Raw genomic sequence first — 18,265 nt, 5'->3', positions numbered from 1 at the left:
TCATTTCCTTTTCTAAGACTCAGAGACGAACCGAAGAAATAAACTGCTTCAGCTCCGCCGTCTGCGGCTGGGCGAACAGCGTTTTACTGTCGCCCTGCTCCCAGACGCGCCCCTGATGCATAAAGACCACACGATCGCCCACGTCGCGGGCGAAGTTCATTTCATGGGTGACGAGGATCAGCGTCATGCCCTCTGCCGCCAGCTGCTCCAGAACCTTGAGCACTTCGCCCACCAGTTCAGGATCGAGCGCGGAGGTGATCTCATCACAGAGTAAAACTTTCGGCGTCATCGCCAGCGCACGGGCGATCGCCACGCGCTGCTGCTGACCGCCGGAGAGGCTGGCAGGATAGTAGTTAAGGCGTTCGCCCAGTCCGACCTTCTCCAGCATCTGTGCCGCCAGCGCCCGGCACTCGGCCTCGCTTTTCTTCAGCACGCGGCGCGGTGCCAGCATGACGTTCTCCAGCGCTGTCATGTGCGGGAACAGGTTGAAGCTCTGAAACACCATTCCGACCGAGCGGCTGATTTCACGCGCCTGCGAATCGCGGTCGGTGATCGTCATTCCCCCCAGCTTGATGCTGCCCTCCTGATAACCTTCCAGCCCATTCATGCAGCGCAGCAGCGTGCTTTTACCCGATCCGCTGCGACCGATGATCGAGATCACCTCGCCCATGTCGATATCCAGATCCACGCCTTTCAACACATGGTTGTCGCCGTAATATTTTTGCACCTGATTAATGGTGATGAGCGGCATTGAATTTTTTCTCCAGATACTGGCTGTAGCGAGACAGCGGATAACACATCAGGAAGTAGCCCAGCGCCACCAGCCCAAAGACTTTAAACGGCTGATATGTGACGTTGTTGAGAATGGTGCCCGCCTTGGTCAGCTCGATGAAGCCGATAATCGACGCCAGCGCGGTGCCCTTGATCACCTGCACGGCGAATCCCACCGTCGGGGCGATACCGATGCGGATCGCCTGCGGTGCCACCACCCGCCACAGCGTCTGACCAAAGGTCAGGCCGAGGCAGCGCGACGCTTCCCACTGCCCTTTCGGCAGGGCGCGGATGCTGCCGTACCAGATGTCCACCAGAAAGGCGCTGGTGTAGAAGGTCAGCGCCAGTGAGGCGGCGGTCCAGGGGGCGACATCGATCCCAAACAGGCCGACGCCGAAAAATGCCAGGAACAGCTGCATCAGCAGCGGCGTGCCCTGAAACAGCGCGGTGTAACCGCGTATCAGGCGCGTCAGCCACTTACGCTGCAGCAGCCGCATAAACAGCAGCGGCAGCGTCACCAGCGTGCCGCCGATAAAGGCCACCAGCGACAGTAACAGGGTCCAGCGCGCCGCCAGCAGCAGGTTGCGCAGGATGTCCCAGTCGGTAAAGGTCGTCATCATGATGGCTGCACTCCAAACCATTTACGGCCAATCGCCAGCAGCAGATGGCGCATCGCAATCGACAACGCCAGGTAGATCAGCGTGGTCACCAGATAGACCTCAAAACTTAAGAAGGTGCGCGACTGGATCAGGTTGGCGGCGAAGGTCAGTTCCTCATAGGAGACCTGCGACACCACCGACGAGCCCAGCATCACGATGATGCACTGACTCACCAGCGCCGGATAAATGCGCTGCAGCGCAGACGGCAGCACGACCCGCAGAAAAGTCTGGCTGCGGGTTAATCCCAGCACCCGTCCCGCTTCCCACTGCCCTTTGGGCGTCACCTGAATCCCGGCGCGGATAATCTCGGTGCTGTAGGCGCCAAGGTTAATCAGCATCGCCAGCAGTGCCGCCTCACCCGCAGTGAGTTTCAGCCCCAGCGCAGGCAGACCAAAAACGATAAAGAACAGTTGCACCACAAACGGCGTATTGCGGATCAGCTCGACATAGATGCCCCACAGACGGCTCATCCAGCTCGGTTTGCCGCTGCGCAGCGCCGCACCCGCAATGCCGAGCGCCACGCCACCGGTGGTCGCCAGCACCGTCAGCTGGATGGTGACCCACAGACCGGAGAGCAGCTCCGGCCAGTAGGGCCACAGGGCGGGAAAGTTAAGTTGCCCGATCATGAATCCGTCCTCAGGCGCCGAGGTTCGCAGGCAGCGGTGCTTTCAGCCACTCTTCTGAGAGTTTATTCAGCGTGCCGTCTTTAATGCCCTGCTCAATCAGCTCATTCACTTTCGCTTTCAATGCAGGCTCATCTTTTTTCAGGCCGATATAGCAGGGTGAATCTTTCAGCATAAACTGCGCCACAGGCGCTTTGGCCGGATTCTGGCGCGCAATCGCGGCGACGACCAGGTTACCGGTTGCGACATACTGCACCTGACCAGAAAGATACGCAGACAACGTGGTGTTGTTATCTTCGTAGCGTTTCACCTGCGCATCTTTCGGGGCCACTTCGCTGAGCACCATATCTTCTACCGCACCGCGCGTGACGCCAATCGACTTGCCGCTCAGAGCCGACGCCGCTTTGATTTCATCGCCCTTCGGTCCGAAGACGCCCAGGAAGAACGGCGCATAGGCACGGGTGAAGTCGATCACTTTCTCACGCTCGGCGTTTTTACCCATGCTGGAGATAACCAGATCGACCTTGTCGGTTTGCAGATAAGGCACGCGGTTGGCACTACTGACCGGCACCAGCTGCAACTTAAGTTTCATCTGCTTCGCCAGATATTTCGCCGTGTCGATGTCATATCCCTGCGGCTGCAGGTCAGTGCCGACCGAGCCAAACGGCGGAAAATCCTGCGGCACGGCGACACGGATGACGCCGCGCTTCTGGATATCCTGCAGTTGATCGGCCAACGCGCTGCCCGTTTGTGCCATCAGTAATACCGCTGTCGCAACTGCCATCAAAACTTTTTTCATTATGCACCCCGGTGAGATTAACGTGAAACAAAAGATTCTTTGACAAGCAATCTGCAACTAATGTGCCAATACGGGCGGCAACAGAAAAAGGGTTAAGCGGCAGAGAGTTCAGTGGAAATACGGCGTAATCGGGGCAATCACGCCGGGTAAGTGGTGTTCTGAAATGGGGCAAAGCACCAAAACGGTGCCTGTTAACGGTGCTCCAGCTCGTCAAACTGCTGGTAAAGGTCGGCGATCTGATGAATACGCTGACGTCCCTGTGCCAGCATTTCATGCAGCAGCGCATTGGCGATCAGATTAACCAGACTCATGGCGGCACTGTAGCTGTCGAAGGCGGAAACACTGTCGAGTGGCGTACAGAGCTGCCAGCGCGCCAGCGAAATTACCGTCTGCGCCTGCGGCTCACACAGCGCCAGCAGCGGGATGCCCGCCGCCTGCAGCTGCTGCATCAGCGGGCGGATGATGCGCGGACGGCGGCGAAACGCCATCACGATCACCATGTCGTCCGGCGTGATATCCACCAGCTCCTCAGCCAGCGTCTGGCCTGGCTGCGGCAGGATATGCACCTGCGAACGCGCCTGCACCAGCTGCTGTCGCAGATGCAGCGCTACCGGATAGGCGTTGCGCATGCCGATAATAAAGACACGTTTAGCCTGCGCCAGCTGCTGAATCACCTCATTAAAGTGTCGGGCATCCAGGCTGTTTACCCACTGCGTCAGATTAGCCATCTCCTGCTTGTAGTGGCGCGCCAGCAGCGTATTGCCCTGCACCGCATCACGGTTATCGGTCAGCGGCATGCCGCTCTGCCGCAGGATGCGAAGCTCATCACGCATATCCTTGTACTTCTCATAGCCCAGACGCTTAAACAGTCGACTGACCGTGGCTTTCGACACGCCACTGAGCCGCGCCAGCTCGGCGCTGTTGTAGCTGATCAGGTCATCGAAGTGGTCAAACACGAAGTCGGCAATACGCTGCTCCTGCGGAGAGAGCTGGGGATAGTGACTTCTGAGTCGTTCATCAAGCTGTTTCATAAGGCGTCCTGTAACTTTTGTTTCAGCAGAAGCTAGCACAATTTACGCCAGGTTAACCGGCGCATTGTCAGCTGAGCATGAAAACTGGAACAGCTCTTGCTTTGTTATGGGTTCTGTCACCCAAAGAACGAGAAAAAGATGATTCAAAGCAATATGGCCCCGCAGGGGATGGCGGTGACGCCACACCATCTGGCGAGTGAAAGTGCGCTCGCGGTGCTGCGCGATGGCGGTAATGCCATTGAAGCGATGGTGGCTGCTGCCGCAACAATCGCCGTGGTCTATCCGCACATGAACGGACTGGGCGGCGATGGCTTCTGGCTGATTCTGCCGCCTGGCGGCGATCCGGTCGCTATCGACGCCAGCGGCGCAGCCGGTTCACTGGCTCACCGCGATTTTTACGCCGATCACCCGAAGATCCCCCATCGCGGGCCGAAAGCGGCGCTGACGGTGGCCGGTACGGTCAGCGGCTGGCAGGAGGCACTGAAGCTCTCTGCAGAGATGGGCACCCCGCCACTGCCGCTGGCCCGTCTGCTGCGGGATGCGATTCGCTACGCCGCCGACGGGATTCCGGTGACCGCCTCACAGACCGCCGCGACCACGAACTTCCTCAGTGAGTTGCAGCATCAGCCCGGCTTTCGTGCCCATTTTATGCCCGACGGCGATGTGCCGCAGCCGGGCAGCCGTTTTACCCAGCCCGCGCTGGCGAACACCCTGAGCCAGCTCACCGAAGAGGGACTCGACAGCTTTTATCGCGGCCCGCTGGCTCACCATATGGCCGGTGAGATGGCGACGCTGGGCATGCCGGTGACGCTGGCCGATCTGCAGCAGCATCGCGCCCGTCGCACAACGCCGCTGCATCTCGCCCACAGCGAAGGCGACATCTGGAATATCGCTCCGCCAACCCAGGGCGTCGTGTCGCTGGCGATCCTCGGCATCACCGATCGGCTGGAGATGACGGAGGCTGACGACGCGCAGACGGTGCACCGCATCGTGGAAGCCACCAAAAAAGCCTTTGCGCTGCGCGACAAACACATCACCGATCCGCGTCACGTCACCGAAGATGTGCAGGCGCTGCTGGATAGTGATCATCTCGATACGCTCGCCAGCCAGATCGCCGATGGCGAGGCCGCCGCCTGGGGCAGCGGACGCGGACCGGGCGATACGGTCTGGATGGGCGTAATGGACAGCAGCGGCCTGGCTGTTTCCTTTATTCAGAGCATTTACCACGAGTTTGGCAGCGGTGTGGTGCTGCCTGGCACGGGCATCACCTGGCAGAACCGGGGCGCTGCGTTCAGCCTCGACCCTGACCATCTCCTGGCGCTCGCGCCCGGTAAGCAGCCGTTTCATACCCTCAATCCCGCCGCCGCGCGGCTGAAAGATGGCCGGACAATGGTGTATGGCGCGATGGGCGGAGATGGGCAGCCGCAGACTCAGGCGGCGATTTTTACCCGCCATGTGATTCAGGGGCTGCCGTTACAGCAGGCGGTCAGTGCACCGCGCTGGCTGCTGGGCCGGACCTGGGGGCAATCGTCCGACTCATTAAAACTGGAAGGCCGCTTTGACGACGAAACGGTATTGATGCTGCGTCTGTGGGGACATGAGGTGGAACGGCTGCCGGACTTCAGCGAATCCGTAGGCCATGCGGGCGCGATTGTGCGTCACAGCAACGGCATGTTTGAGGGCGCAAGCGACCCACGTAGTAACGGCAGCGCTGCCGGTTTTTAACAGGAGCGAATCATGAATCAACAAGAGTGGGCCAGCTACATCGGCCATATGGAGCAGATCCTGCAACTGGAACTGGATGAGGCCCGCCGCGCTGAGCTGCTGATCCAGCTTTCACGCATTGCGGAGATGGCTGCGCCGCTGATGGCGTTTCCGCTGGATGACCGGCTGGAAGTCGCAGGAGTATATCAGGCATGAGATTAGGTGATGTTTCAATTCAGACGCTGCAACGGGCGATTCAGCAGGGTGAGATCAGCGCACTGGAGGTGGCGAAGCACACGCTGCAGGCGGTTGAGCAGCACAACCCGGCGCTGAATGCCTGGACGGAAGTGACCGGGCCGCGCATGTTAAAAGAGGCCAGCGTCATTGATGCACAGCGGCAGCGCGGCGAAACGCTGCCACCGCTGGCGGGCATTCCGTATGCGGTGAAAAACCTGTTTGATGTGGTGGGTCATAGCACCCTGGCCGGTGCCAGCCTGTTCCGCGATCGCCCTGCGGCACAGGCCGATGCGTTTGCCGTCGGGAAACTGCGTAACGCTGGCGCGCTGCTGTCAGGTATGCTGAACATGGATGCCTATGCCTATGGTTTTACCACCGAGAACAGCCATTATGGTGCGACCCACAATCCGCGCGATCTCAGCCGCGTGGCGGGCGGCTCGTCAGGCGGTTCGGCCGCCGCGGTAGCCGCCGGGCTGGTTCACTTTTCGCTCGGCAGCGATACCAACGGTTCGATTCGGGTGCCCGCGTCGCTGTGCGGTATTTTTGGCCTTAAGCCCACTTTTGGCCGTCTGTCGCGTAGCGGCAGCCATCCGTTTGTCGCCAGCCTTGACCATATCGGGCCGCTGGCCCGGCGGGCTGAAGACCTGGCGCTGGTTTATGATCTGTTACAGGGCGCAGACCACGCCGATGCGTTTCAGGCCGATCGTCCGCTTGCCGCGACGCTGCCGGGGCTGTCACAGGGCAGCGAAGGCTTACGCTGCGGCGTGCTGGGCGGCTTTTTTTCCCGCTGGTGCGATGATGACGCGCGCGATGCCGTCGCGGTGGTCGCGGCCGCGCTGGATGCACAGGAAGAGGTGCTGATGCCCGACGCGGAGCTGGCACGCTCGGCGGCGTTTATCATGACCGCCGCAGAAGGCGGCAATCACTATCTGCCTGCCCTGCGTCAGATGCCGGAGCAGTTTGAACCGAACTCACGCGAGCGTCTGCTGGCGGGTGCCATGATGCCAGGCGCCTGGTATGTGCAGGCGCAGCGCTTCCGTCGTCATTTCCAGCAGCAGGTGTTACCGCTGTTTGATCATTTCGATGTGCTGATCGCCCCGGCAACGCCCTGCAGCGCGATCACGATCGGCCAGCAGACGCTGTCGATTCAGGGTGAATCCCTGCCCGCTAAAGCGAGCATGGGGATGCTGACGCAGCCGATCTCCTTCCTGGGATTGCCGGTCTGTACCGTGCCGCTGGCGACCCGGAGCGGCCTGCCGATTGGTTTACAGCTTATCGCCCGTCCGTTTAACGAAGAGGCAGTGCTACGCGCCGCCTGGGCACTGGAACAACAGGGCATTACGATACCGCAAATCAATATGGCAGGAGCCTGATGAACAGAGAGATTAATTTACCGCAGGTGCTCAGCGAGGTGACGGCGCAGTTTTACCGCTACGAGCAGGCGCTGGTTAGCAATGATGTGGACGAACTGGATGTGTTGTTCTGGCACGACCCGCGAACCGTGCGCCTCGGCGCGGGTGAGAATCTGTATGGCATTGATGAGATTCGGGCCTTCCGTGCCGCGCGTCCGTCAGCCGGGCTGGACCGGACGCTGCGCAACACCGTGATTACCACCTTTGGCGAGGATTATGCGGTCTGCAGCACCGAATTTACCCGCACCGGCAGCGATAAAATTGGCCGCCAGCAGCAGACCTGGGTGCGCATGCCCCACGGCTGGTGCATCGTGGCGGCGCAGGTCAGTCTGATGAGCTGACGGCCTCCGGCGCTTCGCCCAATCAGTACGGGGCAAGCGCCGGACCGGGCTTACGGAGCCGGGTGCGTGGTGATCCAGTGGTCAGCGATCTGCTGACGGGTACAAATCCAGACGTCATCGTGCTGCTGAATGTGATCGAGGAAGTTTTGCAGCGCGCGGAATTTGCCAGGACGCCCCAGCAGGCGGCAATGCATGCCGATCGACATCATCTTCGGCGCGGTTTCCCCCTCTTCATACAGCACATCGAAGGTGTCCCGCAGATAGGTGAAGAACTGTTCGGCGGTGTTAAAACCCTGCGGCGAGGCAAAGCGCATGTCATTGCATTCCAGGGTGTAAGGAATAATCAGGTGCGGTTTCACCGTGCCATCCTGACAGGTGACCTGGGTCCAGAACGGCAGATCGTCGCCATAGTAGTCACTGTCATAGCTGAAGCCGCCCTGCTCCACCACCAGCCGGCGGGTATTCGGGCTGTCACGGCCGGTGTACCAGCCGGTCGGTGCTTTACCAAACAGATCCACCAGCACATCAACCGCCTGCTGCATATGCTGACGTTCGGTTTTTGCATCCATGCCCTGATAGTGGATCCAGCGCCAGCCGTGGCTGACCACATCGTAGTCCGCCTGTTTAATCGCCTCGACGACTTCCGGGTGACGCGCCAGCGCCATCGCCACGCCAAACACGGTTAGCGGCAGACCGCGCTTCTGAAACTCATTGTGAATGCGCCAGAAACCGGCGCGGGAGCCATATTCATACAGCGACTCCATCGACATGTGACGATCGGCATAGCTGGCTGCACCGATGATGTCCGAAAGGAACTGTTCTGAGCCCGCATCGCCATGCAGCACGCTGTTTTCTGCGCCCTCTTCATAGTTCAGAACAAACTGCACCGCCACGCGGGCGTTGTTGGGCCAGGCGGCGTGCGGCGGATTAGCGCCATAACCGATTAAATCGCGCGGATAGTTTTTGTTAAAGCTGTACTCTTTCTTCTCTGCAGCGTCAGTCATCACTCGCTTCCTGTCTTAAATCGGGAAAGTTCCGTTAGTTTAGATGCTGAAACGCACCTGAGAGAGGTTTCTGCAAAGGCCAGGCCAGATCGCCATGTTTGCTGGTGCCAAAGCCCAGCGCCACCAGCGACTCCACCATTTTCACCGCCGCGCTGACGCCGTCGATCACCGGCAGGCCCAGCTCCTGGGTCAGCGAAGCAGCCAGCGTGGCCATTCCGCCACAGCCCAGCACAATCGCCCCGCTGCCATCTTCCCGTTTCGCCTGAATACAGCGTTCCCGCACTTTCTCCTGCGCCAGGCCGCTGCCATCTTCCAGCGCCAGTACCGGCAGATCGATGGCGTGCAGCGCGGCACAGTGATGGGTAAAGCCATACTGCTGCAGCAGATGACGCGCAATCACCAGGGTGCGTGGCAGCGTAGTAACAATGGAGAAACGCGTCGCCAGCAGCGTGGCGGTATGCATCGCCGCTTCCGCAATACCTATCACCGGTCCGCTGGCCAGCTCGCGTGCCGCCAGCAGACCCGGATCGCCAAAGCAGGCGATGACATGGCCGCTGACGCCCTGCTCCCTGCCGAGTTTGATCTGCTCCAGCACGCCGATGGCGGCGATCGCCTCATCGAAGTGGCCTTCAATGGAGGGCACGCCCTGCGACGGCGAAACGGCCAGAATTTCGGTACCCGGCGCGGCGACCGCACGGGCGGCCTGGCAGATGGTTTCAGTCATCGCCAGGCTGGTGTTGGGGTTAATAACCTGAATCAGGCTCATAAGGCAGCTCCAGAGCCTGAGGCAAACAGTCGGGAGAAATCGGGCAGGGTTTCCCCGCTGCGCTCAAAATGCAGGCTGGAAACGATGTGCTCAAAGTGATGCTGTAGCGCCTGCGTCAGCGGTTCCAGCGCACGCGCACGCAGTAACTTCAGCAGATTCGCGTGATCGTCACAGCGGCAGCCGCGCTGCCACGGCGCGCCATAAGCGGCAATCACCAGCGACGAGCGCTGCGTCAGGCTGGTCACCATGCCGGTGAGCACCTGATTGCCGGAGATCGCCTGCAGCTGGATATGAAATGCCGCAGAGAGCCGGATCGCTGCCGGACCATCCTGATCGGCAAGGGCCTGATTCTCCTGCGCGATAAGCTGCTCCAGCGCCACCAGATGAGGCGGCTGCAGATGCGCCAGTACCGCAGGCAGATTGGCGCACTCCATCAAACTGCGGGTGGAGAAGATGTCACGCGCCTCTTCAACACCGGGTGTCGCCACCTGCGCACCACGTTTGGGCGTCAGGGTGACCATCTGCACCGCCGCGAGGCGCTGCAGCACTTTGCGGATGCCGGTGCGGCTCACGCCAAATACTACGGAAAGGGCCTCTTCCGGCAATTTACTGCCCGGCGGCAGCTGGTGCTCAACAATGGCGTTCATTAGCGCCTGGTAGATCCCTTCATCCTTATCCTGCAGCCTGGTGGCGTCTCGCTGGCCTGTTTTACTCGTCATTACCTGCTCCGGTCGCTCGCTGTATGCAACATATCGTATACGTGAAAAATAAAAATTGTATACAAGAAAAGAGATCTGGCCTGAATCCTGCAATACCGTTTTACCAGATTATTCATTTCACTCTCAGGTATAGGAGCAGGTTTCATGCCAAATCAATCAACGGTGGCCAGCACGGCCTCTGAAGCCAGTGCCCGTTACAGCCCACGGCTCTGTAACGACGACCTGGCACCGACACGCGATCAGAACTGGTCGTGGTACAACATTTTTTCCTTCTGGATGTCCGATGTGCACAGCATGGGTGGCTATGTGGTGGCCGCCAGCTTCTTCACGCTGGGATTAGCCAGCTGGCAGGTGCTGCTCTGTCTGCTGGCCGGGATCTGCATCGTGCAGATCTGTGCGAATCTGGTGGCGAAACCGAGCCAGATGGCGGGCGTACCTTATGCGGTGATTTGCCGTCAGGCGTTTGGCGTGTTCGGCGCCAATATTCCGGCAGTGATCCGCGGGCTGATCGCGTTCGCGTGGTATGGCATCCAGACCTACCTGGCGGCGAGCGCCCTGATGCTGGTGCTGCTGAAGTTCGCGCCGTCGCTGACGTCGATGACCGTACCGCACTGGCTGGGCCTGTCGCTACTGGGCTGGTGCTGCTTTGGCATTATGTGGTTACTGCAGGCGATGGTGTTCTGGCACGGCATGAACGCGATTAAACGCTTTATTGATGTCGCTGGACCGGCTGTCTATGTGGTGATGGTGGCACTGGCGGGCTGGATTGTATACAAGACCGGCTTCGATGGGATCTCCTTTACCCTTGCCAGCAAATCACTGACTGCAGGTGAGCAGACGTGGCAGATGATTACGGCCACGGCGCTGGTGGTCTCCTACTTCTCCGGTCCATTGCTGAACTTCGGTGACTTTTCACGCTATGGCAAAAACATGTCCGAGATTCGCCGTGGCAACCGCTGGGGCCTGCCGTTCAACTTCCTGCTGTTCTCTGTGGTGACGGTGGTGATTGTGTCAGGTACCCAGTCGCTGTTTGGCAAGATGATTACCGATCCCATCGAAACCGTGAGCATGGTCGGCAACGATCTGGCGGTGGCGATTGGCCTGCTGACGATGATTACTGCTACCATCGGCATCAATATCGTGGCGAACTTCGTTTCACCTGCTTTTGACTTCTCCAACTGTTCACCGCAGAAAATCAGCTTCCGCACAGGTGGCATGATCGCCGCCGTGGGTTCCGTGCTGTTAACGCCGTGGAACCTGTTCCAGTCCCCTGAGCTGATTCATTACACGCTGGATGTACTGGGATCGTTCATCGGACCACTGTTCGGCATTCTGCTGACCGATTTCTACCTGATTAAACGTGCACGTATCTCGGTCGATGACCTGTTTAACGATACGCCAGCAGGCCGTTACTGGTATCGCGGTGGCTTTAACCCCAAAGCGATTGGCGCGCTGCTGCCGTCGGTAGCGATTTGCCTGGTGATTAGCTTTATCCCTTCCCTGCATCAGGTGGCGAACTTCAGCTGGTTTATTGGTGCCGGTCTGGCGGCAGGCTGCTATCGCTTTATCGCCCGTGAAGATCGCGAGAAGGAGGATGTGACCCGCTGGCATAGCGAGGGAATGGCGCAGAAGAAGCAAGCCGCCGCTGAATAGCAGACAGCAAAAAGCCGATTCATTTCTGAATCGGCTTTTTTAAAGAGATTGGCGGAACGGACGGGGCTCGAACCCGCGACCCCCTGCGTGACAGGCAGGTATTCTAACCAACTGAACTACCGCTCCGCGCTTTGTTCCCCGTCGGGAACGAGGCGCATAGTAATGGCAGGCCGTTACGGCGTCAACGCTTTTTCCAGGTGAATGAATCGTTTGCTGTTTTTTTCAGCTTGGCGCTGATTTTATCCACAAAAACAGGCTCTTCAGCCGCGCCACAGACAGCTGCCGCCTTTTTTCATCACCAGATCCAGACGGGACTCATGAGCAACGACCTCTTCTTCGCTGGCCGTCACCACACGCAGTGCAGAAGCGGGACGCACGATGCGCTGAATGCTCTCTCCCTGTGCCTGCCGGGCGCTTTCACTTTCTGATAAGAAGGAGAGTGACGTCTGCCCGCCGGTCATGGTCAGGAACACTTCAGCCAGAATCTCGGCATCGAGCAGTGCGCCGTGCAGGGTACGTTTGGTGTTGTCTATTTCGTAACGTGAGCAGAGCGCATCAAGGCTGTTACGCTTGCCGGGAAACATTCGACGCGCCAGTGCCAGGCTGTCGGTAATTTTGCAGAAGGTTTCGGTTTTCTCAATGCCGCGGTTCAGCTTTGAAAATTCGTAATCCATAAAGCCGATATCAAACGGCGCGTTATGAATGACTAACTCGGCACCGCGAATGTAGTCGAGAAACTCATCGGCGATTTCGCTGAACGCGGGCTTGTCGGCCAGAAACTCATCGGCAATCCCATGTACACCAAAAGCTTCAGGATCGACCAGCCGATCGGGCTTGAGATACATATGGAAATTGTTGCCGGTCAGGCGACGGTTAATCACCTCTACCGCACCAATCTCAATGATGCGGTGCCCCTCATAATGTACCCCGATCATATTCATGCCGGTGGTTTCAGTATCGAGAACGATCTGGCGATTATTTGCAGTGCTCATAAGACCCGTTTTATGTCAGACTTGGCGCTTTTGAGAGGAAGTCTACCAGAGATGCGCAAACAGGTAGAAATATTCACCGATGGATCCTGTCTTGGAAATCCCGGTGCCGGCGGTTACGGTGCGATTTTACGCTACGGTCAGCATGAGAAAACCTTCAGCGCGGGCTATTACCTTACCACTAACAACCGGATGGAGCTGATGGCGGCGATTGTCTCGCTTGAAGCGCTGACCCAGCCGTGCGATGTGGTGCTCAGCACCGACAGTCAGTATGTGCGTCAGGGGATCACCAGCTGGATCCATAACTGGAAGAAGCGTGGCTGGAAAACTGCCGATAAAAAGCCGGTGAAGAATGTCGATCTCTGGCAGCGTCTCGACTTAGCCCTCAGCACCCATAAGATTCAGTGGGAGTGGGTTAAAGGGCATGCCGGACACCCGGAAAACGAGCGCTGCGACGTGCTGGCCCGCAGCGCGGCCGAAAATCCTGCCTTTGAGGATATCGGTTATAAAGCGGAGTCCTGATCCTCTGCCTTGCGAAACTGACGCGTGGCATTGACCGTCTGGCGGATCTTGCTGGTGCTCAGGCTCTTCTTTGCCCGGGTTGGCAGCAGCGGGAAGGTTCGCTTACGCGCCACCACAATATTCAGACACCCCAGCGCCGGTAAGTGGGCGCTGATCAGTTTTCCGCCCTGCCGGTGCCACGGCAGCACCTGAAATCGGGTGCGGTAGACCACCTCATAATTCAGCAATCCCAGCCAGTCGAGTAGCCGCATCTGGCTGAACATCCGCCCGCTCCAGGGTGCTTTGCGGGTTAATCCCGGTACCATTTTACTCACACCAAGCAGGCTGAAGGGATTGAAGCCGCTGATGATCATCCAGCCATCATCGATTAACACCCTGTCCACTTCGCGTAGCACCCGGTGAGGATCCTGACTCCAGGCGAGCGTATGGGCCAGCAAACAGGCATCAATAGACTTCGACTCAAACGGCAACTGCATCGGGTCAGCCCGCACCTGTAACAGCTCGCCTTCACTACCCACATTGACCTGATGTGAAATAGCACAGTTTTCGGTGTTGATTTCTGCGCTGAGGTTGCCAAGCTTAAGCATATGAAAGCCATAAAGCTTTCCAAGGTAAGGCTGAAGCTGCTGCGTTAGCGCGTCGCGGAAATAATCTCCCCACGGCATATTGCGCCAGGACAGCGGTGCGTTCAGAACCTGGCGTGATTTAGCGGGCTTCATGCTTTACGCTCTTCCTTTTCCTACGACCTGCGAGAGGTGATGATGAATCTTACCAGTATTCCTGCGTTGCAGGACAACTACATCTGGACGCTGAATGATGATGAGGGTAAATGCCTGATCGTTGATCCCGGCGAAGCTCAGCCAGTGTTAGAAAAAATGGCGTCAAACGGCTGGCAGCCAGTCGCGATTCTGTTGACTCACCACCATAACGACCATACGGGCGGCGTGAAAACATTATGTGAGCACTTCCCTCACCTTGAGGTTTACGGTCCTCAGGAAACCGAAGCGAAAGGGGCCAGAACGATAGTCAGCGAAGGGGATAAAGTCACCGTACTGGGCCTGACCTTTGAAGTGATCCATACCCCTGGTCACACTTTAGGACATATCTCATATTACAGCTCACCTTATCTTTTCTGTGGGGACACTCTCTTTTCAGGCGGCTGCGGACGCCTTTTTGAGGGTACACCAGAGCAGATGTATGATTCGTTTCAAAAGCTTAATCAGCATCCAGGAGAAACCTTAGTCTGCTGCGCGCATGAATATACTTTATCCAATCTGAAGTTTGCTGCGGCTATTCTGCCCCATGACCCGCAAATAACGGCCGAATACCAGAAAATTAAGGACTTACGTGCCGAAAATGGCATTAGTCTGCCAACAAAACTGGCGCACGAACGGTCAATAAATTTATTTCTGCGTACGCAAGATATTGATTTGCAAAGGGCATTAAACGTTAACGTTACGGATGAACCGGTATGGCGGACATTTGCCGTTCTACGCGAGAAGAAAGACGCTTTTTGATTTTTCGGGTTGTGTTGTGAAAAGTCGTCACGTATAGTTGCTCGTCTTTTAAGCGAACTATTGACACACACATGAAGGCTAAAGCGATCTTACTCGCCTCAGTCTTGCTGGTAGGATGTCAGGCGTCCAGGAACGATGCCAATATCCCCGAACAGCATGCACAGAGTCTGTCTTCAGCTGGTCAAGGTGAAAATGGAAAGTACGGAGACGAGTTTTTGTCGCCGCGATGGCAGGAAGATGGAACTGGCCTCGCAGCAGACGCAGATCTCTGGAGTTTCATTAGTGACGAGTTGAAGATGGGGATTCCGGAAAACCCGGCAATCCGCGAACAAAAAAGTAAATTTTTAAAAAATAAGAGCTATCTCCACGATGTAACATTACGGGCAGAGCCGTACATGTACTGGATAGTCGAGCAGATACAGAAACGTAAAATGCCGATGGAACTGGTACTGCTACCCATAGTGGAGAGCGCTTTTGACCCTCGCGCAACCTCATCCGCCAATGCCGCTGGTATCTGGCAGATTGTTGCAGCTACGGGTCGAAACTATGGTTTGAAACAAAACCAGTATTACGATGGGCGACGTGATGTAGTCGCATCCACGAAAGTTGCGCTGGATATGATGCAGCGTCTTAACACCATGTTTGACGGTGACTGGTTACTGACCATCGCTGCTTACAACAGTGGTGAAGGACGGGTGCTCAAAGCGATCAAGCAGAATAAGGCGCGCGGTAAGCCGACTGACTTCTGGCATTTATCGCTGCCACGCGAAACGACCGTGTATGTGCCTAAAATGTTAGCTCTGAGTGAACTGCTCAAAAATAACAAGCGTTACGGTATCAAACTGCCGACACCTAATGAAAGTCGTGCTCTGGCACGAGTGGAAGTGGGTCAGCAGATACAGCTGACGCAGGCTGCTGAAATGGCAGGTATGTCGCTCACGAAACTTAAGAGCTTCAATACCGGCTACAAAGGCGGTGCAACAGCGCCAAACGGCCCGCACTATATTATGGTGCCGAAGTCGAACGTCGCGAAATTGCGAAACTCACTGGCTTCCGGTGACATCGCAGCGGTACAGCCTGTGCAGCTTGCGAAAGCCAGCGCGAGTGGCGGGTACAAAGTGCGACGGGGTGATACGCTTTCTGGTATCGCCGCTAAACTTGGCGTTAGCGTCTCGACACTGAAGCAGGAAAACAACCTGCGCGGTGCTGATATCCGACCGGGTCAGACGCTGACCATCGGTTCGAACGGCACCCGACTGGCTGATAACGGCAACAGCATCACCTATCGTGTTCGTAAGGGTGATTCTCTTGACAGTATTGCCCGTCATCACGGCGTCAATATCAAAGACGTGATGCGCTGGAACAGTGTGCTGGACAGTGCGAAAGATATTCAACCCGGCGATAACTTAACGCTGTTTGTGAATAATAACGCAACACCGGATACCTGATACGTTGAAAAGGCTGACATTTGTCAGCCTTTTTCATTTATTCATCTGCCGCTATTTAGGCCTCACACCAACATACCTCCCTGGCCCGGCGCAGGATTAGCCGCCTGAACTGAACTCCACCAGTAAGGGGTTATGATCGGAAGCGCGCGTCACCAGTACGGATGCCTCGCTCACTCTGAGATCGCGATAGAAGACGAAATCCAGTGGGCGACCAAACGCTTTGCGGCGGTGATCGGCCGTAAACATCACCTCTTCCAGCTTCATCCGCTGTGCAAACCGGTAGAGCGCATTGATGCGCTGACGGCTCCAGGCATTGAAATCCCCTGCCATGATTACCGGTCCCTGATGATGCATGATCTGTTCGCCGATGGGCCCCAGCTGTTTACTGTAGACGTCGACACCCAGGCTGAAGTTAACCGCATGGATGTTAACCACCATCAGCATTTCTCCTGCTGGCAGCGGATACGCCGTAACCAGCGCCGATTTTGACAGCCTCAGCAGAGGCTCACGCTCGCGTAATGGGCAACAATAGACCGGATGGGCAGAAGCGAGTGTCATCACGCCAGAGGGATGCTGAGGCAGCACAAAGGCAGGCACCTGATCGGCAGCCAGATAATTACTAGTGGCAAACTGCACCAGTTCGGGTGTGGTCTGCGCTTCCTGCAGTAACACCAGATGCGCATCCTTACCAAATCCTTCCAGCACTGACATCCAGTCAGCACGCTGCTGCTTGAAAATATTCCATACCAGAACTTTAAGGTTTGGATGTGCGGGCAACGGTGCGCCGGGGGGCAGTGCCTGTCCGAGATGGAGCATCGCCCCAGGTGGAAAGATCTGTTCCACTGGTTGTCCTGCTACATATCGCATTGCATAAGTTTTTTTGCGCACTTTCCCGCCTGGCTGATAATTCAAAAATACAGTTAACACCTGTCTGTTATAGGGATTCTAGACCGGGGTTTCAATGGATGCAGGTGAATGTCAGAATTCATCACGCTTTTCCAGAATAAAGGCGTTAGTTTAAGCTCGCTAAGCTAAACGAGGCAGGGCCTGGCCACATCAACGGTGCCATCATTGAGGACGCCTGTACTGGTTATGCCAGTATAATCGTTCATAAAATAGCTAAATAAATAAGATACTATAGGGCGGAAAAATGAAGGCATCTTCTGACGAACTTAAAGTGTTTGTCAGTGTAGTAGAGAGTGGAAGTTTCAGCCGCGCTGCTGAGCAGTTGCAGATGGCAAACTCTGCCGTCAGCAGAACCATAAAAAAACTGGAAAACAAGCTGGGCATTGCTCTGCTGACCCGTACCACGCGACAGCTGGCACTTACGCAGGAAGGCGAACGCTATTTCCGCCATGTTCAGCGCTTTTTGCAGGAGATGACTACCGCAGAAAGCGATTTGATAGAAAGCTTACATGAGCCCAAAGGGCTATTGCGCGTTGATGCCGCGACACCGGTTATTCTACATTTGCTGATGCCGATGGTTAAGCCCTTTCGCCAGCGCTATCCCGGGGTGACGCTTTCGTTGATCTCCTCAGAGAGTTTTATCAATCTGATTGAACGGAAAGTGGATATTGCGATTCGTGCCGGCAATCTTACGGACTCAACGCTACGCGCCAGATTGCTGTTTAACAGTTTTCGCAGGGTTGTAGCGTCACCTGCCTATCTCCGTGAGCACGGTGTACCACAAAAGGTGACCGATCTGGATAACCACACTTGTCTTGGCTTTGAAGAATCCCCGAGGCTCAATCGCTGGCCCATCGCACGTGAAAGCGGCGAACTCTATGATATTGACTGGGCTATCTCTTCTAATAGTGGAGAGACGATTAAGCAGCTCTGCCTTACCGGCAATGGTATTGCCTGTCTGTCAGACTATATGATCGATCGTGAGGTTGCAGAAGGAACACTGGTGGAGGTGCTGGCCGATCAACGTCTGCCGGTCGAGATGCCCTTCAATGCGGTCTACTACAGCGATATCGGCTTGAGTCAGCGTGTGCGGGCTTTTATCGATTTTCTCAGCGAGTGGACAGCTGAGCAGCCGTGGCGCACGTGAGGTCTTTTGAACTGGCT

20 protein-coding genes and 1 tRNA gene are annotated in these 18,265 nt (G+C 56.9%); 9 read left to right on the top strand and 12 right to left on the bottom strand.

Going from position 1 to position 18,265, the window contains the following annotated elements; genetic code table 11:
• Nucleotides 1-19: 19 nt before the first annotated feature.
• The 5 genes from FA92_RS02370 to hpxU form a co-directional block, all read right to left on the bottom strand.
• A complete protein-coding gene (locus tag FA92_RS02370) occupies nt 20-751 on the bottom strand; it encodes an amino acid ABC transporter ATP-binding protein (RefSeq protein WP_013356883.1) in 732 nt (243 codons plus the stop codon).
• Complete coding sequence (locus FA92_RS02365) at nt 732-1,388, bottom strand: amino acid ABC transporter permease (protein WP_033784498.1); 657 nt, start codon at nt 1,386-1,388, stop codon at nt 732-734. The genes FA92_RS02370 and FA92_RS02365 overlap by 20 nt, the downstream gene beginning before the upstream one ends.
• The gene (locus FA92_RS02360; protein WP_033781963.1) at nt 1,388-2,056 is read right to left on the bottom strand and encodes an amino acid ABC transporter permease; all 669 of its coding nucleotides are present in this window, start codon (nt 2,054-2,056) and stop codon (nt 1,388-1,390) included. Before FA92_RS02360 ends, FA92_RS02365 begins: the two co-directional genes overlap by 1 nt.
• 10 nt (nt 2,057-2,066) lie before the next feature.
• Complete coding sequence (locus FA92_RS02355) at nt 2,067-2,852, bottom strand: transporter substrate-binding domain-containing protein (protein ID WP_033781961.1); 786 nt, start codon at nt 2,850-2,852, stop codon at nt 2,067-2,069.
• Between the two features lie 191 nt (nt 2,853-3,043).
• A complete protein-coding gene (gene hpxU, locus FA92_RS02350; protein WP_033781959.1) occupies nt 3,044-3,883 on the bottom strand; it encodes a MurR/RpiR family transcriptional regulator HpxU in 840 nt (279 codons plus the stop codon).
• A 138-nt stretch (nt 3,884-4,021) separates the two neighbouring features.
• Here hpxU and FA92_RS02345 point away from each other — a divergent pair, with 138 nt between their 5' ends.
• The 4 genes from FA92_RS02345 to hpxZ are packed head-to-tail and all read left to right on the top strand — an operon-like array spanning nt 4,022 to nt 7,577.
• A complete protein-coding gene (locus tag FA92_RS02345; RefSeq protein ID WP_033781958.1) occupies nt 4,022-5,608 on the top strand; it encodes a gamma-glutamyltransferase family protein in 1,587 nt (528 codons plus the stop codon).
• Between the two features lie 12 nt (nt 5,609-5,620).
• Nucleotides 5,621-5,803 carry an oxalurate catabolism protein HpxX gene (gene hpxX, locus FA92_RS02340; RefSeq protein WP_033781957.1) on the top strand — a complete coding sequence of 61 codons (183 nt, stop codon included), beginning with the start codon at nt 5,621-5,623 and terminating at the stop codon, nt 5,801-5,803.
• Entirely contained in the window at nt 5,800-7,197 is a 1,398-nt protein-coding gene (locus tag FA92_RS02335; protein ID WP_033781956.1) for an AtzE family amidohydrolase, read from the top strand. The genes hpxX and FA92_RS02335 overlap by 4 nt, the downstream gene beginning before the upstream one ends.
• On the top strand, nt 7,197-7,577 hold the full coding sequence (gene hpxZ, locus FA92_RS02330) for an oxalurate catabolism protein HpxZ (protein ID WP_033781955.1): 381 nt from the start codon (nt 7,197-7,199) through the stop codon (nt 7,575-7,577). Before FA92_RS02335 ends, hpxZ begins: the two co-directional genes overlap by 1 nt.
• A 50-nt stretch (nt 7,578-7,627) precedes the next feature.
• Here the strand turns inward: hpxZ and puuE are convergent, their stop codons facing one another.
• The 3 genes from puuE to FA92_RS02315 are packed head-to-tail and all read right to left on the bottom strand — an operon-like array spanning nt 7,628 to nt 10,066.
• Complete coding sequence (puuE, locus tag FA92_RS02325; RefSeq protein WP_013356874.1) at nt 7,628-8,581, bottom strand: allantoinase PuuE; 954 nt, start codon at nt 8,579-8,581, stop codon at nt 7,628-7,630.
• Between the two features lie 34 nt (nt 8,582-8,615).
• A complete protein-coding gene (gene hpxA, locus FA92_RS02320; RefSeq protein ID WP_033781954.1) occupies nt 8,616-9,347 on the bottom strand; it encodes an allantoin racemase in 732 nt (243 codons plus the stop codon).
• Nucleotides 9,344-10,066, bottom strand: a complete 723-nt coding sequence (locus FA92_RS02315; protein WP_033781952.1) for a GntR family transcriptional regulator — start codon at nt 10,064-10,066, stop codon at nt 9,344-9,346. Before FA92_RS02315 ends, hpxA begins: the two co-directional genes overlap by 4 nt.
• Nucleotides 10,067-10,210: 144 nt before the next feature.
• On the opposite strand from FA92_RS02315, the gene FA92_RS02310 reads away from it, so the two are divergent.
• Nucleotides 10,211-11,719, top strand: a complete 1,509-nt coding sequence (locus FA92_RS02310; RefSeq protein ID WP_033781950.1) for an NCS1 family nucleobase:cation symporter-1 — start codon at nt 10,211-10,213, stop codon at nt 11,717-11,719.
• 49 nt (nt 11,720-11,768) lie between these two features.
• Here the strand turns inward: FA92_RS02310 and FA92_RS02305 are convergent.
• Both FA92_RS02305 and dnaQ read right to left on the bottom strand, forming a co-directional pair.
• Nucleotides 11,769-11,845 (bottom strand) — tRNA-Asp (locus tag FA92_RS02305).
• A gap of 134 nt (nt 11,846-11,979) precedes the next feature.
• Entirely contained in the window at nt 11,980-12,711 is a 732-nt protein-coding gene (gene dnaQ, locus FA92_RS02300) for a DNA polymerase III subunit epsilon (protein WP_013356870.1), read from the bottom strand.
• A 51-nt stretch (nt 12,712-12,762) separates the two neighbouring features.
• Between dnaQ and rnhA the strand changes: the two genes are divergently transcribed.
• Nucleotides 12,763-13,230 carry a ribonuclease HI gene (gene rnhA / locus FA92_RS02295; protein WP_033781948.1) on the top strand — a complete coding sequence of 156 codons (468 nt, stop codon included), beginning with the start codon at nt 12,763-12,765 and terminating at the stop codon, nt 13,228-13,230.
• Here the strand turns inward: rnhA and FA92_RS02290 are convergent.
• On the bottom strand, nt 13,212-13,949 hold the full coding sequence (locus tag FA92_RS02290; protein WP_013356868.1) for a class I SAM-dependent methyltransferase: 738 nt from the start codon (nt 13,947-13,949) through the stop codon (nt 13,212-13,214). The two genes, rnhA and FA92_RS02290, sit on opposite strands and share 19 nt — an antisense overlap.
• A gap of 42 nt (nt 13,950-13,991) precedes the next feature.
• Here FA92_RS02290 and gloB point away from each other — a divergent pair, with 42 nt between their 5' ends.
• Both gloB and mltD read left to right on the top strand, forming a co-directional pair.
• Nucleotides 13,992-14,747 carry a hydroxyacylglutathione hydrolase gene (gloB, locus tag FA92_RS02285; RefSeq protein ID WP_033781946.1) on the top strand — a complete coding sequence of 252 codons (756 nt, stop codon included), beginning with the start codon at nt 13,992-13,994 and terminating at the stop codon, nt 14,745-14,747.
• A gap of 71 nt (nt 14,748-14,818) precedes the next feature.
• Nucleotides 14,819-16,195 carry a murein transglycosylase D gene (gene mltD, locus FA92_RS02280; protein ID WP_013356866.1) on the top strand — a complete coding sequence of 459 codons (1,377 nt, stop codon included), beginning with the start codon at nt 14,819-14,821 and terminating at the stop codon, nt 16,193-16,195.
• Between the two features lie 96 nt (nt 16,196-16,291).
• Here mltD and FA92_RS02275 read toward each other — a convergent pair whose 3' ends face one another.
• Nucleotides 16,292-17,083 carry an endonuclease/exonuclease/phosphatase family protein gene (locus tag FA92_RS02275; RefSeq protein ID WP_033732016.1) on the bottom strand — a complete coding sequence of 264 codons (792 nt, stop codon included), beginning with the start codon at nt 17,081-17,083 and terminating at the stop codon, nt 16,292-16,294.
• 262 nt (nt 17,084-17,345) lie between these two features.
• Between FA92_RS02275 and yafC the strand changes: the two genes are divergently transcribed.
• Nucleotides 17,346-18,248: a DNA-binding transcriptional regulator YafC gene (gene yafC / locus FA92_RS02270; protein ID WP_033781944.1), complete on the top strand. Its 903-nt coding sequence runs from the start codon at nt 17,346-17,348 to the stop codon at nt 18,246-18,248.
• Nucleotides 18,249-18,265 lie beyond the last annotated feature (17 nt).

This window comes from Pantoea sp. 9140 (assembly GCF_000745295.1).
In the GTDB taxonomy this organism is placed as follows: Bacteria; Pseudomonadota; Gammaproteobacteria; order Enterobacterales; family Enterobacteriaceae; genus Pantoea; species Pantoea vagans.
Note: the sequence above shows the minus strand (reverse complement) of the source record. Positions and strands in the feature narration are given on the sequence as shown.